General features: G+C 50.5%; 19 protein-coding genes. 1 reads left to right on the top strand and 18 read right to left on the bottom strand.

Annotated features, from left to right (window positions below):
- Positions 1-442 precede the first annotated feature (442 nt).
- From JRF57_03540 to JRF57_03455, 18 genes are all read right to left on the bottom strand, one after another.
- Positions 443-1,972, bottom strand: a complete 1,530-nt coding sequence (locus tag JRF57_03540; protein ID MBW2302768.1) for a long-chain fatty acid--CoA ligase — start codon at positions 1,970-1,972, stop codon at positions 443-445.
- Between the two features lie 33 nt (positions 1,973-2,005).
- A complete protein-coding gene (locus tag JRF57_03535) occupies positions 2,006-2,494 on the bottom strand; it encodes a response regulator (GenBank protein ID MBW2302767.1) in 489 nt (162 codons plus the stop codon).
- Between the two features lie 75 nt (positions 2,495-2,569).
- On the bottom strand, positions 2,570-3,082 hold the full coding sequence (locus JRF57_03530) for a 4-vinyl reductase (GenBank protein ID MBW2302766.1): 513 nt from the start codon (positions 3,080-3,082) through the stop codon (positions 2,570-2,572).
- 88 nt (positions 3,083-3,170) lie between these two features.
- Positions 3,171-4,481, bottom strand: a complete 1,311-nt coding sequence (locus JRF57_03525) for a TRAP transporter large permease subunit (protein ID MBW2302765.1) — start codon at positions 4,479-4,481, stop codon at positions 3,171-3,173.
- A 13-nt stretch (positions 4,482-4,494) separates the two neighbouring features.
- On the bottom strand, positions 4,495-5,010 hold the full coding sequence (locus JRF57_03520) for a TRAP transporter small permease (protein MBW2302764.1): 516 nt from the start codon (positions 5,008-5,010) through the stop codon (positions 4,495-4,497).
- Positions 5,011-5,122: 112 nt separating this feature from the next.
- Positions 5,123-6,103, bottom strand: a complete 981-nt coding sequence (dctP, locus tag JRF57_03515) for a TRAP transporter substrate-binding protein DctP (protein ID MBW2302763.1) — start codon at positions 6,101-6,103, stop codon at positions 5,123-5,125.
- A 323-nt stretch (positions 6,104-6,426) separates the two neighbouring features.
- Positions 6,427-8,157: a hydantoinase B/oxoprolinase family protein gene (locus JRF57_03510; GenBank protein MBW2302762.1), complete on the bottom strand. Its 1,731-nt coding sequence runs from the start codon at positions 8,155-8,157 to the stop codon at positions 6,427-6,429.
- Positions 8,147-10,240, bottom strand: a complete 2,094-nt coding sequence (locus tag JRF57_03505) for a hydantoinase/oxoprolinase family protein (GenBank protein ID MBW2302761.1) — start codon at positions 10,238-10,240, stop codon at positions 8,147-8,149. The genes JRF57_03510 and JRF57_03505 overlap by 11 nt, the downstream gene beginning before the upstream one ends.
- 147 nt (positions 10,241-10,387) lie before the next feature.
- Complete coding sequence (locus JRF57_03500) at positions 10,388-10,840, bottom strand: MarR family transcriptional regulator (GenBank protein ID MBW2302760.1); 453 nt, start codon at positions 10,838-10,840, stop codon at positions 10,388-10,390.
- 97 nt (positions 10,841-10,937) lie between these two features.
- Positions 10,938-12,215 (bottom strand): TRAP transporter large permease, encoded by a 1,278-nt coding sequence (locus tag JRF57_03495; protein MBW2302759.1) that lies wholly within the window; start codon positions 12,213-12,215, stop codon positions 10,938-10,940.
- Complete coding sequence (locus JRF57_03490; GenBank protein ID MBW2302758.1) at positions 12,212-12,769, bottom strand: TRAP transporter small permease; 558 nt, start codon at positions 12,767-12,769, stop codon at positions 12,212-12,214. The genes JRF57_03495 and JRF57_03490 overlap by 4 nt, the downstream gene beginning before the upstream one ends.
- Before the next feature lie 120 nt (positions 12,770-12,889).
- Positions 12,890-13,882: a TRAP transporter substrate-binding protein gene (locus JRF57_03485; GenBank protein MBW2302757.1), complete on the bottom strand. Its 993-nt coding sequence runs from the start codon at positions 13,880-13,882 to the stop codon at positions 12,890-12,892.
- 739 nt (positions 13,883-14,621) lie between these two features.
- A complete protein-coding gene (locus JRF57_03480) occupies positions 14,622-15,926 on the bottom strand; it encodes a TRAP transporter large permease (GenBank protein MBW2302756.1) in 1,305 nt (434 codons plus the stop codon).
- Positions 15,927-16,415, bottom strand: coding sequence for a TRAP transporter small permease (locus tag JRF57_03475; protein MBW2302755.1), 489 nt, complete (start codon positions 16,413-16,415; stop codon positions 15,927-15,929).
- A 137-nt stretch (positions 16,416-16,552) separates the two neighbouring features.
- Entirely contained in the window at positions 16,553-17,572 is a 1,020-nt protein-coding gene (locus tag JRF57_03470) for a TRAP transporter substrate-binding protein (protein ID MBW2302754.1), read from the bottom strand.
- A 1,422-nt stretch (positions 17,573-18,994) separates the two neighbouring features.
- Positions 18,995-19,309, bottom strand: coding sequence for a J domain-containing protein (locus JRF57_03465; GenBank protein ID MBW2302753.1), 315 nt, complete (start codon positions 19,307-19,309; stop codon positions 18,995-18,997).
- Between the two features lie 27 nt (positions 19,310-19,336).
- Entirely contained in the window at positions 19,337-19,807 is a 471-nt protein-coding gene (locus tag JRF57_03460; protein ID MBW2302752.1) for an ATPase P, read from the bottom strand.
- Between the two features lie 77 nt (positions 19,808-19,884).
- Positions 19,885-20,859, bottom strand: coding sequence for a threo-3-hydroxy-L-aspartate ammonia-lyase (locus JRF57_03455; GenBank protein MBW2302751.1), 975 nt, complete (start codon positions 20,857-20,859; stop codon positions 19,885-19,887).
- A 479-nt stretch (positions 20,860-21,338) separates the two neighbouring features.
- On the opposite strand from JRF57_03455, the gene JRF57_03450 reads away from it, so the two are divergent.
- Positions 21,339-22,178, top strand: a complete 840-nt coding sequence (locus JRF57_03450) for a DUF4405 domain-containing protein (GenBank protein ID MBW2302750.1) — start codon at positions 21,339-21,341, stop codon at positions 22,176-22,178.
- The last annotated feature ends 571 nt before the right edge of the window (positions 22,179-22,749 follow it).

Here is a 22,749-nt window from a genome sequence, read left to right as displayed (position 1 = left end):
GGTCAAGCATGGAGCCACCTGCCTCTCCTGCCAGGGTGGAAGCCCATATGTGCCCCGGGGACGAGACCCTGCCTGACAGATATCCTGAGAAACTTCTTATAGACAACGCGGCCCAGGATTTGGTCGCCCTCCCGAGGCTTTGCCCGCCGGGTACTATCCTGCAGGTCCTTGGGACCGGGATGAGGGATTCCCGGTCCGGAGTGCAACGCAGCAGATCCTGTAAAATCGGAAATCCCGAAGGGTTTCAAAATTTGATGATTTGAAAAATACACATATGGCATGCCTTTGACCTTACAGGTCATGATACCCTGTCGGACACTACCATGTACTTTTTTGATATATCTAAAATAAAAGGATTCATCAAAATTTTGAAACGTTCAGTTTAGGTTTTATTTCCTGCTCTTTGCCTTTATGGGTTTCCACAAGGATTCGTTTTCTCACCTTACCCAAGGATTCGTTTTCTCACCTTACCCAAGGAGGTCCTTGGAAAGTCTTCGCAAAACACCACCTTTTTAGGCCACTTATACTTCGCAAGCTTACCATCGCAAAGGTCTAGGAGCTCCGCGGGGTCCAGTACGTTGCCTTTCCTGGGGATGACAAAGGCCACGCCTGTCTCTCCCCAGACCGGATCAGGCACACCGGCAACGGCCACGTCCTCGACCCCCGGGTGCTGGCGCAATACCTTCTCCACTTCCGCGGGATATACGTTTTCGCCTCCTGATATGTACATGTCCTTGGCCCGGTCCACGAGATAAAAGTATCCGTCCTCGTCCATCCGGGCCAGGTCTCCTGTATGAAGCCAGCCGTTCTTGATGGTCTCCTCTGTCTTCACCGGGTCCTGCCAGTATTCCTTCATCATTATGGAGCCGCGCACTACTATCTCGCCGATTTCACCGGGACGGACACGCCTGCCGTCTCGATCCACGATCTCCACATCGGCATGGAATACGGGTCTTCCAACTGTTCCGGGTTTTTTGAGGGAATCCTCTTCCGATGCCCACAAAAGAATGGATGTCTCGGTCTGGCCCATGATCTGTCGCAGGGGGAACCCGGCCTGGCTGCATTTCCTCAACAGCTCAACCGTGGTCTTCTCTCCTCCGATGGCACAGACCTTAAGGGAGGACAGATCCCCTCGTTCTTCGGGCGGTACCCGCAGCAGTGCCCGGTAGACGGTCGGGACACCCAGAAACTTGGTGACCCGATAACGGGAGATGTCTTGAAATGTGAGCTTGGGATCGAATTTTGAGTGAATCACAAGGGTTCCACCCTTGTAAAGTATGGGAGCCGATTGAATGAAGAGACCCCCGGAATGAAAAAGCGGAAGCACGACCAGCATTATGTCGTCGAAATGCAGCTTGAAGAAGATATCAGCATTAAGGCAGTTAAAGAAAGTTTTTCTATGGGAAAGCACGGCGCCCTTTGGTTGGCCCGTAGTCCCTGAGGTGTACATGATGACGTGAGGCTCCTCCGGATCCGCAGGACCCAGGGACTTGGTCAGGAAAGGCGATTTGCCGTCAAAGGCAGCGCAACCCTGATGGTAATCGAGAAAATTGTTGGTTCGGTTCGAGGCAAATTCAGGCTCCCGAAGCACAGCCTGAAGCATGAGGGGGAGATTTTTTCCAAGACCCAGTGCTTCAACCGAATCGATGTACCTCTCACAGAAAAGAAAGAGACGGGGCCGCGAGTTTTTGAGGGTGAAATCCAGTTCGGGTTTTGCGAGGCGGAAGTTGACGGGAATAAAGATCGCCCCCAACCTGGCGCAAGCCAGAAAAATTTCTAGAAATTCAGGACAGTTGATCACCATGGCGGCCACTCTGTCCCCTTTTTCGATCCCAAGGGACTGAAACCAGCAACTGGTCCTGTCCGCCCGCTTGTGTAATTCCCGGTAAGAGATGGTTTCCCCTTTGAAGATGATCGCCGTTTTCTCCGGGTGAAGCTCACTCCAGCGTTGAACCCACCAGGCAATGTTCATGGATTTGATCATCGCTGCTGTCTTTTTCTCCTTTCATATGTAAAAATATTTTTTCCAGAACTCCGGATCCTGTCTCTCCCGCCAGTCCGCCCCGAACTTTTCCTCGAAAAAGGATTCCAGTCGTTTAAACCACATGGACCTCTTTGATTTGTCACCCTTTCCCTTGAGCACATCTCGGAGAAAGATCGCTATTTCCGTGATCCTGTCTTTTGGTAAATATGCTTGTGCCCCTGATCGGATTGACTTCACAAAGTTGTCCGAACTCAGGGCATGGGCCGTTAGCATGAGTGTGGGGATGCCGAGGCGGGTGGTTTCATCGAGAAGATCATAACCACGAACCCCCATTATATCAAGGATCGCGGCATCGTATTTTTCTCTCTCCAGAAGCCGTATTGCCTCTTCATAGTTTTTGGCCTGATCTATGAGGCACATGTAGAGCAGGTCTTGAAGGGTTGCCAGGATATCGGCCTCGTCGTCAACGATCAGTATCTTTTTCCCATTTAAAATATCTTTTTCTTCCATTTCTTCGCCTCTCGTTCAGACCCATATGCCCTGAAAGCATTCTTGCTTTCAAGTAGTGTCCAGTAACCCAATGTTTTAATAACCCACAATCAAGTTGAACAGGCATCTATCGGCCCCCATGGCTGAACAGGCGGTCTCCACTGCATCGCACTTAATCCCAAGGAGAGCGGAGCCCATCCCCGCCACAATACCGCGAATCAGGTGGCACACGGGGTGTGCGGACTCACCATAAGCCTCTGCAAAAGGGGAAGCGGTCACCGATACCTCCAGGGCTCGGGTATTTGGGTCGTATCGTTCGATCTTGAAACGTCCCCAGCCTATTTCCCCGCCCATGCGGGCCATAAAGTCCAGTACTTCAAGTTCTGTGAACCCGTGTATTTCCCTGTAATTTTTTGATGACAAATATCCTCCATCAAACCCTCCCTTGTAAAGGGCCTCACATTGCCCCTCGCCGGTGCTTCCCTCAATGGCCTTCTGGAAGCCTACGATGGTCTCAGGGCGGATCAGGAGGTACCGGACGCCCTTGTATCTGAGGGATCCCTCGTGCGCGTCGTGCCGAAGGTCTTTCAGGATAGTGTTTTCGTTCATCTTCGTCTCCCGGGTTGATCAAAGGCTCATGAATTTCATTTAAGACCGCCGCCTACCTGATCACATATCCCCGATCAAACCGAGCCCGTTACATGAGGCTCGGCAGATAAAGCGCCAGGGATGGAAATGCCATGATCAGCCCCATGGCAATCGCGTCACAAAGCAGAAACGGTAATCCGGCCTTGTAAATATCACCCATTTTTGTATCCGGCGGTGCAACCCCCTTCATGACGAAAAGGACCAGTCCAAATGGAGGCGTCGTGGTGGCCATCTCCATGTTTATCAACATGATCGTTCCGAACCAAAGCGGGTCAAATCCTAAGGCCTTCACGATAGGCATGTATATGGGCAGCGTCACCATCATGATCGTCAGGGGTTCCATAAAGATCCCCATGAAAAGAAGAATAACCTGCATAAATATCAGAATCATCATGGGGGGCAGTTCCACGCTTCCCGCAAGGCTGACAAGCCCTGAGCTTGCACCGCTGAAGGCCAGTATCTGGGAGAATGCCATGGCGCCGGTCATAATCATGAACATCATGACGGTGATCCGGAGCGTTGCGGAAACGGATCCCTTTATTACCTCCCAATTCCAGCCCCGATAAATGAACACCAGCCCAAAGCACCCGAGTGCGCCCAAGGCTGCCGATTCGGTCGGCGTTGCAATCCCGATAAACATAAGCCCGATCACAAGAAAGACGATTGTCCCAAGCGGAAGCACATACCTGAGTGTGAGCATGAGTTTCTCAGCAAGAGTGACTTTTTCGATTCTGTAAGAGGGTGCCAGATCAGGCTGGAGACAGGCGCGAAGTATAATGTATCCGGCATAAAGAAGTGCCATAATGATCCCGGGGATGATGATGGCCATGAGCATTCCCCCTACCGAGATGCGGCTGAGGGAGGCCAGGAGCACACCAAGGGCGCTCGGCGGGATCATTATGGCAAGTCCACCGCTTCCTATTATCGGTCCAATGCTCATTGCCTTTTTATAACCGCGTTTTTCCATCTCGGGAACCAGGACCGACCCGAGCATGGCGCAGCCCGCCATTGCAGACCCCGAAAGGGTGGAGAATAAGGTCCCACCGCCCACGGCCAACAAACTCAAGCGGCCTGGAATGCGCCCGATCCATTTGTCCAGGGTGTCCATCATCTTGGGAGCGATCCCGGCCCGGAACATGATTTCTCCCATGAGTATGAAAAGCGGCACCGGTAGCAGTGAAAATGTAGAGACGGAGCGGTAGATGCTCAGCACAAGTTGATTGAGTCCTGCCTGGCCTCCCCAGAGCAAATACACGCCGATGATGTTGATAAACAGGAAGGCGAAGGCCACCGGCACACCGATAATAAAAAGGAGCATGAGGGCGCAGAAGATCAGCCCGAGTATCATCCACCATTCCATGTTGCACCCCCTTTCATGATTCTTCTCCGGAGCCGTCCTTCTCGATTATAAATCCGGCAAAGTTCTTGGCCGCCCTGCGGATGAATTGAAAAAGCAGAAACAGACTTCCTATCGGGATAATAAGAAGGATCAGATAAACAGGGATCTCCATGGCCGAAGGCGTGTAGACTCCACGCTGGTAATAGTCCCATGTGACGGAAGTTCCAAATATCGTAAGCACCAATGAGACGAAGATGCCGATGATTGAGCTTGCGATTCCGAGCATGGCCACAGTCCGCGGTTTCAGTCGAGTTATAAGTATGTCCACCTGAACGTGACCTTCTTCCCTGAGAAGCCAGGCGGCAGCCAGGAAAGTTATATACAGGAGCATACATTCGATCACTTCGGTTACCCATATTTGAGGCATCTTGAAAAAGGTCCTCAGAAGCACATCCCCGCATACCGCAAACATGATGAAAATGAGGCTGACTCCGGCCAGAAAAGACATCCCGTCAATAGCCTTATCCAAAATAAAAAGAAACCGTTTCATAGAATCTCCAAAAAGATATCGACTTCATGTAATACAGGAAGCGGTTTCAATCCCGAAACAGGGAAGCACACTCCGGCACAAATGCCAGGGTGCTTCCCGTCGAGAGAATTGGTCATATATTTCCGGTCAATTTTTTGAGGGTCGGAACCAGATCCGGAACCTTTTTCTCCAGATCTTCCCACTCAGCATTGTAAGCGGCGTCGAGATACTGTTTTTTTTCCTCCGGCGAGAAATGGATCTTCTTTATCCCCATCTTGGCATATCTTTCCCATTCCTTGTCGATCTTCTTTTTAAAGTAGGCCACCATCTCCGGTTCAAATTTGATGGTGATATCCATGATTTTTTCCTGAAGGTCCTTGTCAAGACCGTTCCATACCTCAAGGTTCATGAGAATGAGGGTGTTTTGACGGGTGTAAAAGGGGATATCAATGATATACTTGCAGTGCTCCAGCCATCCCCAGTCAGCCGGGCCCAGCGTCGCGAATCCAAAGCCGTCCACGAGGCCCCGCTCTAGTGCGGTGAAGGTTTCCCCGAACTTGACGGTAACCGGTATGATCCCGAGTTTTTTCATGAAACGGTCGTAGAGGGCGGAGGTCCTCATTTTGACGCCCTTGAGCTCTTTGATGGATTTGATTTCCTTATTGATTCGAAGATAAAAGGGATCATAGAGCCAGGTCCCGATGTACATCATTCCGATCTTCTTGTGCCGCTCGACCATGAAGTCGTAAAAACCGCCCGGTTTTCGTTCTTCAGCCATCGTAAGCTTTGAGAGTTGAAATGCGTTCACTTCCGGTGCCAGGGGGGCATAGTAGGCGGCGGGGTTGAATATGAGATGGACGGTTTTGAGGCGGAGCGCCTGGGCCTGGTCAAAACCTCCGATTACTTCGGGTCCGCCGACCCAGTCGATCTTGATTTTGTCTCCGCATTGCTCGTTTACCCTGTCAACCCAAACATGGATCATGGCACAGAGGGGATGATCCTTGGGTAGAAAGCTGACAGCTTTCAGTGTTTGGGGTTTTGCCAGGACCGGCCCCTGGATCAGGAAGCAGGACAGGGTCATTGCCAGGAAGAAAAAAATGACGAGGCGTTTCATGGTTCTCCTCCCTTGATGAAAAGATGTTTGGAATAATAATGGCCCGCTCAATAATCCCTTTCCCTGTGCCCATCCATAAACGGCCCTTATCCCTGATCTCTCGGGTCTGGGACCCACCCGATGGGTGGGGAGTCGTCGCTACCGGGCGGAGAAGTTATAATCCCAGAAATACATCAAGGTATGGATGCCCGTCCCGCTTGGTATCCCTCACGGGGCGGTAAAATTTCCCGCCTTCCCCTCCGGGCCGGAGACTTGATCTTGTATAAAATCGCCTGCTTTATGGATGGACACTTCTTAAATTATGATTTCATCAATGCCTTGCTTCACCCCCTTTCTTCCGCTGAAGAGCTCCGTAATGCTCTTGTTTTTTGTTCATCCACGCTCAGGTCGTCGGTGAAAACGACTTTGTAATCCTTTATTGCTGATTCAAGGCTGACTTTACCGTTTATTACATCCCACCTGACCTTTTCAGGATCACGTTCTTCAGGCGGGCCATACCCTCCGCTTCCCGGGAGCTGGATGCTCAGAACATCCCCTGCCTGAATGGTATCAACACCTTTGGAGCGACAGGGTGTTTCCCGGTCCGTTCCTGGGTTGAGAACCAGACGCCCCATGGTGCCTTCCTTGCCTCCGAACAGTCCCTGGGGCTTGAATTTTTGTCGATCCGAGTAACGTGCCCAGATGACGTCCGTCAGAAATCGAATGTCCCTTCTAAGAGAGAGTCCTCCCCTGAATTTTCCAGGCCCCCCCGAATCAGGAATAAACTCGTAGCGCTCGATCATGACCGGGTTTTCCATTTCCACCGCCTCCACCGGGGTGTTCATGAAACGGCCCAGGTGAAGATCCTGGCCGTCGGGTCCGTCCTTTGTGGGGCGGGCCCCGGCACCACCCCCCTGAATCTCGATGTATCCGAAGCGTTTGCCGGTCTCGGGGTGTACGCCTGAGAAGCTGTTGGTGCAGGCCTGCCCGTGACTGCCCGCTACAACCCGGTCAGGAACCAGTTCACTCATGGCTTGGAGCATGGCTTCCACGATCTTGGTCATGGTTTGACTCCGCGCCGTGACTCCCGCCGGAGGAAGGGGGTTTGTAAGCAGTCCTTCCCTGCTCGAAACCTTGATGGGGTTGAATGTTCCGGCATTCAGGGGCATGTGGGGATCGATGATTCCCACCATTGTGTAGAAAACCCCTCCCTGGGAACAGGCCCAGGGGCAGTTGACATTCCCCTTGGTCTGAGGACTGCTCCCGTCGAAATCCACGTGCATTTGATCGCCCTGAATATGGACGTTGACCTGGACCCTGACCGGCGCCTCCACCTGGCCGTCGTCATCCAGATAGTCCGACCCTGAGTATGTGCCGTCCGGGAGATCCGAGATGAATCTTCTGACGATCCCCTCGCTGTAACGCTTGAGCATTCGAGTGCACTCGCGAAATACGTCCAGGCCGTATTTTTGGACCAGGGCCTTGACCCGCCTGACACCGACAAAGGTGGTGGCCGCTTGGGCCCTGAAGTCTTCAAGCGTTTTCTCCGGAATGCGGATGTTGGCCGCGACGAAGTCGAATATCTGGTCATCCTCTTCACCGGCCCTGTAAAGCTTGACAAGAGGGATACGCAAGCCTTCCTGGAAAATCTCGGTGAGTCCTCCTGCAACGCCGCCGGGAACGGCGCCCCCCATGTCCAGCTGGTGTGCTATATTGGCCACGAATCCCACCAGCTCGCCCTCCACGATGACCGGGGAAAAGAATTGGACGTCAAGTAGATGTTGTCCCCCCAGGTAGGGATCATTGGAAATAATCACATCACCGTCCTCAAAACGGTCAAAGTGCTTTATCATGTGGGCTGCGGTGGTGGGGAGACTGAACATCATCAAAGGGCAGAGGTGGGCTTGGGCCAGGATACCGCCGTCCGCATCCAGCACCCCGCAGTTGATGTCCATGATCTCCTTGACAATGGTCGTGCGGCCCATGCGCATCAGATTGTATCCCATGTCATCGGCAACCGCCTCCAGGCCGTACCGAATGACCTGCATGGTTATGGCATCCACTTTAGGGGGCATTTCGTCCTCCTATGTTTGTCTGTTCCCAGTGTTCCTGAACCATGATGATATTCCGGAATGAATCTATGCTGCCCGTAAACCCTTGGGGGATGAGGGCTGTTGAGATTCTCTCTTCTATTATGCAGGGGCCTGGGACACGGGATCCTACAGGAAGCAGATCCCTTTCATATATTGGAATCTCCTGCCACCCGGCCCCTTCGAAGTAGACCGGCCTCAGGGCCTTTGGTTCCCCTGTAAATCCGGTGTCCTCCGGATATTCAGCTTCCATGGCAATGGGTGGGTTTAGGCCTTTGACCCTTACCCGGAGATTAATAAATTCCACCGTCTCCTCCGGCTCCGAATAGGAATAGACCCGCTGGTGAAGGGCATGGAAATCTTCCACGATTTTCAGGATATCTCCTGTCTTGAGTGCGTGATTTACGGGGATCGGGGTGTTCAGCTCCCAGGACTGCCCTTCGTATCGCAGGTCCGCCGACCAGGTGATTTCTATACGATCTTCGGGGACTTTTTCTTCCCTTAACTGCTTCATCCCTTCCTCTTCCATCTCTTTGAACCGGGCCAGAAGATCCTCCGGGTGAATGTTCCAATGCTTTTTCGCATAGGTGCGCACATAGTCATGCTGGATATCGGCTACCACCATGCCGACGGCCGAGAAATTGCCGCTCATTGCGGGCACGATCACTCGGGCCATACTCAGTTCCTTGGCGATCTCCGCTGCATGAAGTGCCGCCGCCCCGCCCATGGTGATAAGGGCGAATTCCCTCAGGTCGTAACCCCTTTCAACAGAGTTCCCGCTGATGCCTTTGGCCATATTTGCGTTGACAATGCGAATGATGCCGGCTGCGGCCTCTTCCACACTCAGGTTCATGGGCTTGGCCACGTGTTCCTCTATTGCCGCCCGGGCCTTTTCGGGGTAGAGCGGGAGTTTCCCACCAAGAAAATAATCGGGGTTCAGCCTGCCAAGGACGAGGTTGGCATCTGATACAGTTGGCAGGGTTCCTCCCCAACCGTAACCAGCCGGTCCGGGGTCGGACCCGGCGCTTTGCGGGCCTACATTGAGGACTCCTCCCTCATCCACCCAGGCGATGCTTCCACCGCCTGCTCCAATGGTCTTGAGGTCCACCATAGGAAGCTTGATGGGATAATTGGTTACTCCACCCCACGTAGTGGTTTTGGGCAGGTTTTGGTCGATAATGGAAATGTCGAAGGTGGTTCCACCCATGTCCGCGCCAACGGCCATTGCGCTTCCGGTCAAGCGACTCACAAAGGCAGCGGCAATGGCCCCTCCGGCCGGTCCTGAGTTGATGAGATGGGAGGCATGATCTTTAGCCACTTCAGCTGTCATGGTGCCGCCGTTACTCTGCATGATGTGAAGCGTCACTTCTCCGAATTCCCTTGACAAGCGGGCCGTCAGATTGTCCATGTAGTCCCGGATGACCGGCCCCAGGTAGCCGTTCATGACGGTTGTGCAGGTCCGCTCGTACTCGCGGAACTCCGGGCAGATTTCCGAAGAGAGGGAGACGGGAATCCCCGGAAGGAGATCCCCCACGATCTCGGCCACCCGTTTTTCATGCAGGGGGTTCAGGAAGGAAAAAAGAAAAGATACGACCACGGCCTCAATCTGCTGTTCCTTGAAAAAGGCACAAACTTGCTCTACATCTTTTTCTTCCAAAGGGACCACCACGCATCCCTTGCTGTCGATCCGTTCCCTGACCCCTTTTCTCAAATACCGAGGGACGAGAGGAGGGGGATTATCCGCCCCAAAATCAAAGGCCGCCTCCTTTGGCCTGGCAACACGCCTGATTTCAAGGACGTCCTCGAAACCCGCCGTGGTGATAAGCCCGATCCTTGCTCCCTTGCCCTCCACAATGGCATTAGTTCCTATGGTTGTCCCGTGGATGATATAGTCCACCTGATCCATGGATATGTTCGCTATATTCAGGATATCCCTCAATCCATTGAGTACTCCTTCCGCCAGATCAAAATGAGTTGTGGGCGTCTTGGCGTAGTGAAACAGCCCTGTTCGGTCGTCGATTAAAACAACGTCCGTGAATGTGCCGCCTACATCGATTCCGATTCGCATTCATTTCTCCTTTTAGAGGTGTTCGGCGGACCCGTCACTCTCTAGGTGTACACCGTATACTGTATACAATTTTGGAGGGCAAAAATATGCGTTTCAAAGCAAAATAGATAACACCGGATCCTTCAGTTGACTTTCGGTGGCAGGATTTTAATCGGCATTATCAAGATCTTTAAGATTCTCGGTCACCTTGCGCAGTACTTTTTTGCAGATCTGTATTTCCTCTTCTGGAATCCCGGCCTTTGCTTCTTCAAGGGTTCGAATCGCCATTTTGATAAGCACTTTTATGGATTCCCTGCCCTTTTTGGTTAAATAGAGCAATTTGGTTCGGCTGTCGGATGTATCAGCGATTCGAACAACAAGATTCCTTTTCTCAAGGCCTTGAACAATACGCGTGATGCCGGTCTTGTCCTTTCGAGTGCATTCGGCGAGCTCCTGCTGGCTTTGTCCCTCACGGTTCCAGAGGTTTGCAAGCACACGCCATTGTTCAGTGGTGATATCCAAGCCGCTTTTTCGGAAGTTATGGTTCAGCCTGTTGATAAGGGCTCTCTCCGCCCAGTGCACAATAGTTCCGAAGGATTCATCTATGTCGTATTTTTTCACTTGCCTTCAATTGAAAATGAGTAAAAGGGGAATTCTTCTTTAAGTATCCTTTCAACTCCTGACAATCCTTTCATAAAAATTGATCATGTAACATATTTCAGTGCAATAAGAAAGGCAGCCATATAGATAGTTGCGGGAAAAGGATGATCAAAATCAAAGTGGCCAGCATCAAAATCATAAACGGCAAAGTGCCGCGAAAGACATCAAACAGGGTGGCATCTTCGACAACACCTTTGATAACAAAGAGGTTTAATCCCACCGGGGGGGTAATCAAAGCAAATTCCATATTGATCGTCATGATTACAGCAAACCAGACCGGATCGATATTCAGGGCTAACAGGATGGGAAAAATAATTGGAAGTGTTATTATGGTGATCGATACCACCTCCAGAAAATCACCCAGAAAAATAAAGATAATACAGACCAGAATTATAAACTGCCAGGGAGAAACATCGAGTGCGGCCAGATAGGTAATCAGCCGTTGAGGTACCTGCAGGATAGTGACCACATGGCCGAAGAGTAAGGCTCCCACGATGATGATCAACACCATGGCTGTTGTGCGCAAGGTGGCAAGAAGCACCGGCATCAAATTGACTATTCGAAGACGCCTGGTAATCAAAGCCGCCGCCATACTGTAAACCACTCCGATTCCGGCTGCTTCAGTCGGTGTAAACCAGCCCAGATAAATCCCCCCCACCACCAGCGGTGGCAGCACCATACCCCATCCCGCACGTTTTAATGCCGTTACTTTTTCCTGCCGGTCTGCGGGGCGGGTCCTGGTGTAACCCTTATTGTGGGTATGGAGCACGACATAACACAGGAAAAGGCACGTCAAGATAATACCGGGTATAATGCCGGCAATAAACAGGTCACCCACTGAAACGTCAGTAAGGGCGCCGTAAAGTATCATTGAAAGACTGGGCGGTATGAGGATTCCCAGTGTCCCGCCGGCGGCAACGAGGCCGAAAGTAAAGCGCCGATCATAGCCTAACTGAAGCATTTCAGGCACCGCCAGCATGCCCACCGTCGCCGCGGTAGCCACCGACGAGCCGCTGATGGCCGAAAAACCGGCACAGAACAACACCGTGGCAATGCCCAACCCTCCGGGCCAATGACCCACCAAACTGTGGATGAACCGGTAGAGATCTTCGCTGATCCGTGAGTGAATGAGGATATTGGCCATCAGGATAAACAGAGGAATAGCGGTCAGAGTAAAACTGTGCAGGCTCTCGTAAACAATCATGGTGACGCCGTAAAAAGCCGCCGTGCCATCTAAGGCGAAAAGCCCGCCGAACCCGACGATCCCCAAGGCAAAGGCCACCGGCATTCCGACAATCAAGCAGATGGATACAAGTATAAAAACAAAGGCTGTCATTTATGAGCTTTTCCTCTCCGGCTCCCGGTATCCAACTGCGAAGATACCAGTTTGCGGATCATACTCATTTCTTCCAGAGCCAACAGGGCAAAGCCGACTGGTATGGAACTCATCGGATAATAAAGCGGTATGTATAGTGCTGAGAGAGTCAGTTCCTTCATCTGGTAGGCGCGGATGCAGGAATAAATTCCCGCTGATGTGATGGTAAGAGCAAAAAGGAAAATGATAACGTGAATGCCGAGTTTTATGATCCGACGAATGCCTGGGTCAATTCTGCTTATGACGACATCCACGAGTACGTGCCCCCGGCTGCGCATTGTGTACGCTGAACCCAAAAAAACGGCCCACATCACCAAGTAGATAGAGTAGTCCATTACCCAGAGTGTGGGAGATCGGAAAATATGACGACATACCACTTCGTAGAATACAAAAAATCCCACAACAAGCAGCAGGATTCCGGCCACCCGGGCCGCCCAAGTAATCAGCCATTCCACGGCGCATTCAAAACGGCCCTGGACCGGGTCTGTATTCCTGATGTAATCCCTTTTGGGCACGGAGATCTCTCTTCTCCTTTACGGTTGGAGTTGATAATCGATCGGCAGAAAGGATTGAAGCCCGGCCCTCCGGCGATCTGACCGCCAGAGAACCGGTGTTGGCAATGAGCTGCGAGTGATTTACAACCCCAGAAGCTTCAAGATATCATCGGCTTTCTGATCGCCGGTACGTTTTCGCCACGCAGCCAGACCGGCATCACGGGCTTCCGGCCATAGGCCTTGAAGCAGGTGGACATCCATGGATTTTTTGGCTTGTGCGAGTGCGGCGGCGTCCTCCTTTTCAGCGCGATTTAAGCTCATCCGACTCACTTCCGCCGCCGCCTCCATGACAGCTTTTTGTATATCGGCCGGCAGTTTATTCCAGAACTTCAGATTCATGACCACCGGCCAAGGCGAGTAGCTTCCATTGGTTATGGTGAGAAATTTACAGGTTTCATTCCACTTGCGTTTAACGATGGACTGCGCACCTGAAACCACACCATCGATGGTCTTGCGCTGCAGCGCCATGTATACTTCTGAAGAAGACATCTTTACGGGTGCGGCCCCCATGGCGCTTATGGCCGCCACCGCCGTAGGCAGGTTACAGCGTATCTTCAGTCCTTTGAAATCGCCCCTGGTTTTCAAAGGTCTTATGCGGTTGGCTATCTCGAAACTGCGTCCATAGTAACCCACATATAACAATCTGGCGTTGAATTTCTCCATGTCCCTGGCAATCATTCCGCCTAAAGGTCCGGCTATGGCTTGGTGGATATCCTCCATGCTTTTGAAAACAAAGGGCACATCAAAAATATCAATATACGGCAATTGCCCGTTCCAAGCCCCACTGTAAACAATGCCAATCTGTAAGGCCCCATCCACAATCGCCTTAACAATCGAGCGTCCCTTGTAAAGCTGGCCGGCCGGGTATACATCGATTTTAAGGCGGCCGTCGGTCTTTTGGGCCACTAGTTCGGCGAATTTGTAATCTGTCTCGGTAAGGTGAAAGGTCTTGGACAACTGAGTGGCATAGCGTGCAGTAAATTGAGCCTCTCCAGCGATACCGGGAATTACGGGGCATAATGCCAGCATTACGAACAAACCTGTGCTGATCAGAGCTTTTGTTAAACGACACATGTCTTTACCCCCCTTCATGAATAGATTTCATTAAATTCCTGACGGATTCAAGGCTGGTTACGCTGGATTCGGGTATTGAGCCCGAAAGCCATGAAAATGGTTTATGATAAAGCTCAAGAAGAAATCGGGTGACGTTGATAGGTAGGTTTTTTCCCAGGGCTCATCGATTGATAACTAATTAGTTGCATAGACAACTTTTTGGGTTATGTCAAGAAAAAAGAATAAAAGCCTTTGTTTTAAGTAGGTTATGCTAAGTTTTTGATGGTTGGTAACTTATCGAGCCAGCTAATGGTTGAGCAAACAACTATTGTATCCGTTCGCCTCTCTCAGGATACTCTGTAACTTGGCACATAGGGGAGTGGCGGGGTGAGCGTGCCTCAACCCTTTTGCGGGAAGGGGGGTTGGCTCCGTCGCAGTTCCATACAAGACACCCCGCTGCTTGGAGACCTTTGAAAAACGCCCCCTTTTGCCCAATTTCTGCGTCAGGCTTAAATTTCAATCCTCAAAATACTATAAATGTATTCCTGTGGTTGAAATTTTCGCCTTCCTTGAACTTGACCAAAATTGAGCATTTTTCAAAGGTCTCGCTTGAAGCGGGGGCCTCATTTTTGATCATGAAGAATCAGGCGGTATTTTTGCAGATACGAGCTCGTTTCTTAAGGGAAGAGTAAAGGAAAATTTCCCTTGTAAGCCAGGCGAGGCCGTCAGCCCGTTTGTCTAGCCAAAAAGTTCATCAATGTTAATGGACCAAATTCGGTATAAACAGAGTAATTTGAGGAAATATGATTAAAATCGCGATAGAAACAATACAGGCCAGGAGGAAGAAAAATGCGCTCTTGAAAATAGTGCCTATGTCTATTTCCGGGGCCAGTGCTTTCACTACATATATATTCACGCCGACAGGCGGTGTAATCGCTCCGAGTGTTGTTACCATAGTGATAATAATCGAGTACCATATTGGATTAAAACCAAGGGCTTTTCCTAACGGGAAAAATATAGGGATTGTGAGTACCAGAAAACCAAGGGCGTCCATGAAACAACCGCCGACCAAATAAATCAGCAAAACAATCGTCAGGATGAGGTATCGCGACACGGGAAGTGAGGCGGCGAAATCCGCTACCAAAAAAGGGAGTCTGGTTACAGCCAGAAATCGACCGAAAATCAAAGCCCCTGTAACGAGGACAAACGCCATACAGGAAATTTTCAATGTATCCCTCACAGAATCAACAATTCCTTTCCACTTCAGCCTACCTGCCGGTGCGGTGACAATGAGTGTCAGTAAAACCCCGGCGGCTCCCGCTTCAGTAGGAGTGAAGATGCCCGCATACAAACCGCCTATCACCAGCACAAATATGGCTATGGCCTCCGTAACTCCTGCAAGGGATTTGAGCTTTTCCTTGAAGGTTGTTTTCGGCCCGGCAGGTCCAAAATCAGGATAAATTCGACAAAGAACTGAGATTGTCAATACAAAGAGGATCCCAAGAAGAATCGCCGGCAATATTCCTGCCAGGAAAAGTTTGATGATGGATTGTTCTGTTTGAAGCCCGATAATAATAAGAAGCACGCTGGGTGGCATGACCGTACCAAGCGTGCCGCCGGTAACCACGGTGCCGCTGCTTAACCTTGCATCATAATTGTATTTCTTCATTTGCGGTATGGCTATGGCACCCATGGTGGCTGCCGTTGCTGTATTGGAGCCGCAAATTGCAGCAAAAAGCTCATCAGCACCGATAGTCGCTATCGCCAGCCCCCCGCGCCAATGTCCAAACCACTTGTAGGCGGTGTTGTATAGTTTTTCTGCGATGCCGGAGTTGAATGCCAGGTAACCCATTAGAATGAAAAGAGGTATCACGGTGAGGCCGTATTTTGAGAATGTCGCCCATATATCGATGGCTACCATGTTTAATGCGGCTTTAAATGAAATCACATAGGCAAATCCGCAAAACCCCACAACCGCCATGGCAAAACCGACTGGCATTCCCAGGAAAAAAAGTACAAGGAGAAGGATTATGATTCCAATGATTCCAACTACGGCAAGGTCCATCTATTTTTCCCCCTTATCGCCGATAAGCAATTGCAGAAAATCAACAAACATGACCAATGCTAAAACAAGGCAACCAAGTGAAACACCGTATGTAAAAGGATAATAAGCAAATCGGAGCGTTTCCGTTACTTCCCCCGTCTTCCATAAGGTTGTTGCATGTTTGGCTATCTGCCATGCCACTATAGAGAAGAAAACAGTGCAAATGAGGTAATTAACGCCGTTCAGAATCTTGCGGGTTTTCTTTGAGAAGCGAAGCACCAAAATATCAACAGCAATATGGGAACGTCCAATCTGTGCATAACCTAATGCAAAAGCTGTCACTATCGCTCCGAAGTATCCCATCAGTTCAAAAGTTCCCCTTAAGGGAAGCCAAACCGCGCGCAGGAAAATATTGCCGCACGTTAAAAAAATCATTGCGCCCAGAAAAAAGCTCGCTATCCAGACGAGGACCACGTTCAGAAAATGGGTTGCTTTTTTGAGTGCTTCCATGTTGTGCCTCCAGTGTCAATGCCCAACCTTTTTTATGATCTTCAGCACTCCTGAAGATGAATTCGGGTTGTGGATTCCTTATCTCTTTTTAATCTTGCGAAATCCACAACCCCACCCATCAAAGATTTCTTGTATCTTTATTGATATTTTTTCATGAACGCCTTGATATCAGACACTATAGCGTCCCCGGGAATCCCTTTCTTTTTTGCATCTTCAATCCAGCCTGCTGTGATAGGTTCAAGGAGTTTGTCCCATTTGGCTTTTTCTGCTTTGGATAGCTGGATTATTTCGACGCCCTGCTCTTTTTTAGACCATTCAATGGCCTCCGCAATGTGATCGTCCATATAGCTGCCGGTCCACTCCGCATGTTCCCTTGCCATGGACTCCATGACCTTTTTGACGTCTCCAGGCAGGGAATTCCACTTGTCCTTGTTCATGACGACAGCAAAGGGATAAATCACCGTATTGGTGATGGTCGCATATTTGCAAATTTCAGCAAACCTGAAGTCTTTCATGACTTCAAGCGAGGAGAACAGACCTTTTACCACACCCTTTTGAAGGGCCTCGGGCACTGTGGACATGGGCATCCCGACCTGATTCGCCCCCCATGCCTTCAGTATTTTTGCGGCACCTCCGGATGCGCGCAAAGCGAGACCCTTGAGATCAGCGAGGGTTCGGACGGGAATCTTGGACATAATATTTGAAGGGCCGCACGTGAACATGGAAAGAACTTTTACTTTGGAAAATGCTTTTGGATTGTACTTTTTGTAAAGGTCCCAAAGAGTCAGACTTGCAACACGGGCGTTTGGAAATCCGAGAGGCAGGCTGGTGGCGTTAGTGATCACGAAGCGGCCGGGTTGGTATGCCATGCAAAGACAGCCGATATCCGCTGTACCCGCAATAACGCCGTCTATCATGTTTTTTGCGCCGAGCAAGGTTCCTCCGTGATAAGCATCTACCTTTACCTTGCCATTTGTTCGTTTTTCGACTTCTTTTTTCCATCTCTCCAGTTGGACACCTACGAAGGTTTTAGCAGGTGCAAACTGTGCATAGCTGAGCTTGATGGTTTTTGCGGTAGCATACCCCGGTATCAAAGTTAAGCTTAATATTGAGATCAAAAAAACCCCTGCCACTAAAAATGCAATTCTTCTTTTCATGGTCTTGAAAGCTCCTTGGCTTGTTTATGAGTTAATAAACCCTATGACCCACGGACCTTTTTGGCTTCACCTCCTTTCTTTCCTCATATTATGTCGTACTTGGATCTTGCAAGCGTCGAGTTTGCGAGACCTTTGCAAATCCATTTTTCGCCTGATCTTCCGCCTCCGTAACTGCTACAGCTTGACAAGCCCGCCAAACCGCCGGCAGATAAACTGCGTAAGGCTCAAACCGGGGGACCTCCCGAAGGGTAGGGAGCCCAAATGAGGTGTGGACAAATTATAATGAATGCAATTTGATCTGCAAAGATATGCAACAGTCTGTAATCATTAAATAAAAGACTTTTTAAGTTTGTCACGCATAATCCGGGTTAAAATAAAGGGTGTCAATAAGTAAGAATTACCTGGAGGATCTACCGTAACCCGCAGTCAAATCCAATTCGTGGTTGTCTGAAAAGTTCGATGTGTAAGAAGAGTCGCCCGGTCTGTCGGGATAGAGTATGCTCCATCTTGTAAACAGATGGCGGTATTCCGAGCTCATGGAAAAGTCACAGCAAGCATTTAAAAACGCTGTGCATAATATCGCTTCGGTTGCTGTTTTGTAAGCCCGGAACCTCCTCCTCAAAAAATGCCTTGAAGGAAAGTTGGTTGGTTTAAGATCTTGTTTTTCCGAGAGACAAAGTATAAGGAAATCGTTTTTATCAGTCAAGAAAAAAGATGAAGTCTGGTTCAGTGAGATTAATGAGGGTTAATGTTTTTTTTAGAAACAATTCTTGTGAATCCGAGAAAGAAAAGCACCATATATGGTGATCTCAGGTTTACCCCTGGGTTTTTGACCCGGGAAATTTTGTGTTGGATCGAAGTGTAAAAGAGGGTATGGATTTTCGAAAAGCGCCTTTTTTGATTTCGTCCCTGTTAGCCGCTTACGGGTGGGCGTTCCCTTTGAATCTCCCGCCGTGCTTTTATAAAGGGCGGTCTCATCTTGAGCCGAAGCTGAGTGCAAGACTCAGTGGGACAAGCCACATTGTGGTAGTGATGATTCTCAATTGCGCCTGGTCCAACGATATGTATGATCCTCCTCTTTTTGTCAATTGTTGCAGTGTTCCCTTGGTTGGGTTCTGCTTGCTTTATGCTTCTTTGCGTTTTGGAAGTATAGTAACTTCTCTTCGGCGTTTGTTCTTTCATTGAAAATATCAATGACTGTTTAACAAGCTGTTAACAGCCTGTTAAGTAGTGCCCATCCATAAATAGGCAATTTTGTTCAAGGTCAAGGAAGGCGAAGATTTTAACTAAAATCTGAGCCTGACCTGTCTGCCGTGCCTGCCTGCCCCTTGGAATGGCAGATAGGTCCGGCACAGGCAGGCGCAGAGATTGGGGAAAAGGGCCATTTATGGATGGGCACTAAATACATCCTCAAATCTCCTATCATGGATTCGATTTCCCCCCGGGGGTGGTCGTCCCGAAGCGCTCCATCCACCACTCTTCACCTGACAGGTAATTGCGGACCTCTTCCTCGGTAAAAGAATACCGGTAGTTGTCACAATAAGTCCGGATGATCCTGTAAGCTTCAATGATCTGCCGCGTCCGTCTTTCACGGATTTCTTTGTCGGCCCGGGTTCCCCTGTCCGGATGCCATTCTCTGAGGAGTCTCCTGTAGTTGGCTTTGATCTGTTTCCGGGTGGCCCGTTCGGGGAGTTCCAGAATGTCTCTCGCCGCCGTGATTTTTTCGAAAAGTTTCATCTTGACTTGTGATTTCCTTCAGTGTTCTTAAGTCCTCAAAGTGGCGGTCAGGCGTAATGGATGGTTCAGGAGTTCCAGGGCGGAAAGGATGTCAGTGCAAACCACATCGGCGGCGAGAAGCGTCTCTGTTGATGCACCTTCCCCTAAGATCACGGCGATCCCAAGGGCCGCTTCCTTCACCATGAGCCGGTCGTTACGGCCGTTCCCGATACAGGCTGTTTGCCGTGGGCCAAGCCTCGTTATGTAATCGAGTTTCCCTTTATCCTGGCCCCCGGGCGGGAGCACGGAAATAACGCAGGGAACTTCGGCCATCCTGCTTCGGACCTTTCCGAAGGTATCCGCCGTCAGGATGTGGACCTCCACGTCACCGGAGAGTGCCGTAAGGGCCTTTTTCACCCCTGGAAGGGGTTCTCCATCCACAGCTAGGGTGCCGTTATAATCCAGGACGAGGTACCGGATCGCGAGTTCTCCGTGACCCGGAATTTCGGTTTTGACCATGGTTTTTCTCTCCTTTCTCTCCTTTATAAACTCAATTCGTCTGCCGTCGGTATTTTCAGATTTTCCATGAGAGTCCGTCAAATTCCTGTGTTTCCCTGGTTCAGGATCATGGTCATAGTGGGACCATCGATATTCCCACCGCTGAGGATCACTCCCACCCTTCCCCGAGGGGATATGGCCCCGCTCAGGAGGGCGGAGAGGCCAAGGGCACCTGAGGGTTCCACTACCAGCTTCATTCGGTAGAACAGGAATTGTACCGCCGTGATAATGGCCTCTTCGGTAACGGTACTCATGTCATCCACGTATTCCAGGACCAGGGGAAAGGTGATTTTTCCGAGAGAGGGGGTACGGGTGCCATCGGCGATGGTGGGAGGGTTGTGAACGCGGTGGAGTTTCCGGGTCTTGAAGGACCGTGTGGCATCGTCAGCAAGTTCGGGTTCAATCCCGATCACCCGGCAGCCGGGCCGGAGGCCATTTGCGGCGATGGCGCAACCGCTGAGCAGACCGCCCCCTCCACAAGGGACCAGTAACATATCCAGGGAGGGGACATCCTCAAGGAGCTCCATTGCTGTAGTCCCTTGGCCGGCGACGATTTCCGGGTGGTCAAAGGGTGGAATCAGGGTATAAGGTTGGGATTCCGCCAGGTCCCTGGCCACTTCCTCCCGGTTGGCTTCCTCCGGGTTATAGTCGATGACGGTTGCACCATAGGCCTCAGTGGCGGCCCGCTTGGTGATCGGGGCGTCCCTGGGCATGACCACGGTGACCGGGATGTTCAGGAGTTGTCCAACGAGTGCCACGGCCTGGGCATGGTTCCCGGAGGAATAGGTCAGCACCCCATTGATTCGTTGATTTTCACTCAACTGCGACATAGTGTTGAAGGCCCCCCGAAACTTGAAGGCCCCCATCCTTTGGAAGTTTTCACATTTCAGAAAAACTTCCGCCCCGACCCATCGATTCAGGGTACGGGAGGTCATTACAGGAGTCCTGTGGGCGTGGCCCCTGATACGCTCACTGGCGGCCTTTACCTTATCAAACATACTCCCCCCCTTCATGGGCAGTAGGTCCGGGCGGAAATCACCCTGGATTTCAAAGGAGTTAGGGAAAGATTTCATGAAGTAAGCAAAAAATATTGTCCTTGAGTGGGATCATTCTGTCAAGGGGACCATGGTGAACGATTCTGTGAAACCCATTTCTTCTTTTGAACTCTACTAAAGAGATCTCCCCTGATATCGAGATATAATCCCGGATTATGCAATTGCCAAGTTTGCCGAAGATTTACAACGCAGCAGATTCGGCAAAATCGGCAATCCCGAAGGGTGACAAATTTTGAATAAATTCGATGTCTTCTGACTTCACCTTTTTGGTGAATGTAATCTGATCCGGAAAGATGCTCAACACTCTACAATCATTAAAGAAACAACTTCTTTCAAAATTTGTCATGCATAATCTGGGATAATTTGCATATCTCGTGTTTTCAGGGCCTGGGGAGAGGAACACCGAAAAAAATGTGGGAGGCTGATGAACTATGAGTATCAGAAAAATCATGTCCCTTACGGCGGGCTTATCCTTCTTGATCATGATCCTGACAAGCGTCATCCTGTACGTAGTGCCCCAAGGGCGGGTAGCCTATTGGGCGGGCTGGCACCTCTGGGGGCTGAGCAAGAACCAGTGGACGAACATTCATATCAATGTGGGCTTGCTTTTCCTCCTATCCCTTTTCTTCCATGTTTATTACAACTGGAGACCGATCCTTTCATACCTGAAGGACCGAGGGAGGCGGTTGAAGGTCTTCACCAGGGAATTCAACGCGGCCCTTTTCCTCGTTCTCCTTTTTTCGGTAGGCACCTATTGGGGTTTGCCCCCCTTTCAGTGGGTGCTTGACCTGAACGAGGCAGTAAAAGAGGCGGGAGCCCGGAAATACGGAGAACCTCCTTACGGGCATGCCGAACTCTCCTCACTCAAGAGCTTCGCATCCAGAATCGGCCTGAATCTGGACGAGGCAGTCGACAGGCTCAGGGCATCGGGCGTCCACGTTGAGAACGATACCCAGTCCCTTAAAGAGATCGCGGCGAAACATGGCTTGTCGCCGCAGGAAATCTACATCGCGATGATGCCGAAAAAGGAGGAATCGTCGGGGAATGCCAAGCCCCTTTCCGATACTCCTCCACCAGGACTTGGGAGGCGGACCCTCACCGAAGTGTGCCGTGAATATGGCCTGCCTCTTCCGGAGGTGATCGAGTATCTTGCGAAAAAAGGTGTGGAGGCGAAAGAGGACGTCCCATTGAAGGAGATTGCTTCAGGAGCGGAAAAAACCCCTAGCGAGATTTACAATCTCATAAAGGAGTATGCAGGGGATGATTCCCGGAAATAAGATCGTGTTCCGGCTGCGGTTGAGCCTCACCCCGTCCGCATGAATCTTGACAAAGGTGGATATTTTTTGACAGGGTGAATACCGGGATGTACATCTTTTCCCATTTACAGAGACATCCTTGCCGAGGGCATAGGAACCAAGACCTTGATAATTCAGGAAGTTGGCATTTTGAACCCTGTGGTACCCATTTTGCAAAATACAAGGGACATGGGGCTTGAAAGTCAGTTGCATCCCTGGGGGATCCCCCGGGGTTCAGAAGGCTCCTTAGAAGTGGGGCCCCCGGTCGAAACGGCCTGACCCCACCCATCGGACTGGTTCTCCCGGGGGCCGCTTTAAAAAGGTTTCCGGAAGAAAGGAGCATGAATCATGATTGAAACCATCAACAACACGTGCTGCTTCCTGACGGTCGGATCCTCAATATTCATCGTTCTTCTCTTGTTCATGATCGCCTAAGCTGTTTTTATCCAGAACAGGATCTTTAATTTCAAGCGGGAGCTGGAATACCCTTTCCGGGTTAGCCCACTCCCCGGCGTAAGCGAGCTTTTCCGGGAAAGGAGCATTTCCTGATTGT

Source organism: Deltaproteobacteria bacterium (assembly GCA_019310525.1).
Lineage (GTDB): Bacteria > Desulfobacterota > DSM-4660 > Desulfatiglandales > HGW-15 > JAFDEE01.
The sequence above is the reverse complement of the archived record's forward strand: the minus strand, read 5'-3'. Positions and strand labels throughout refer to the sequence as shown.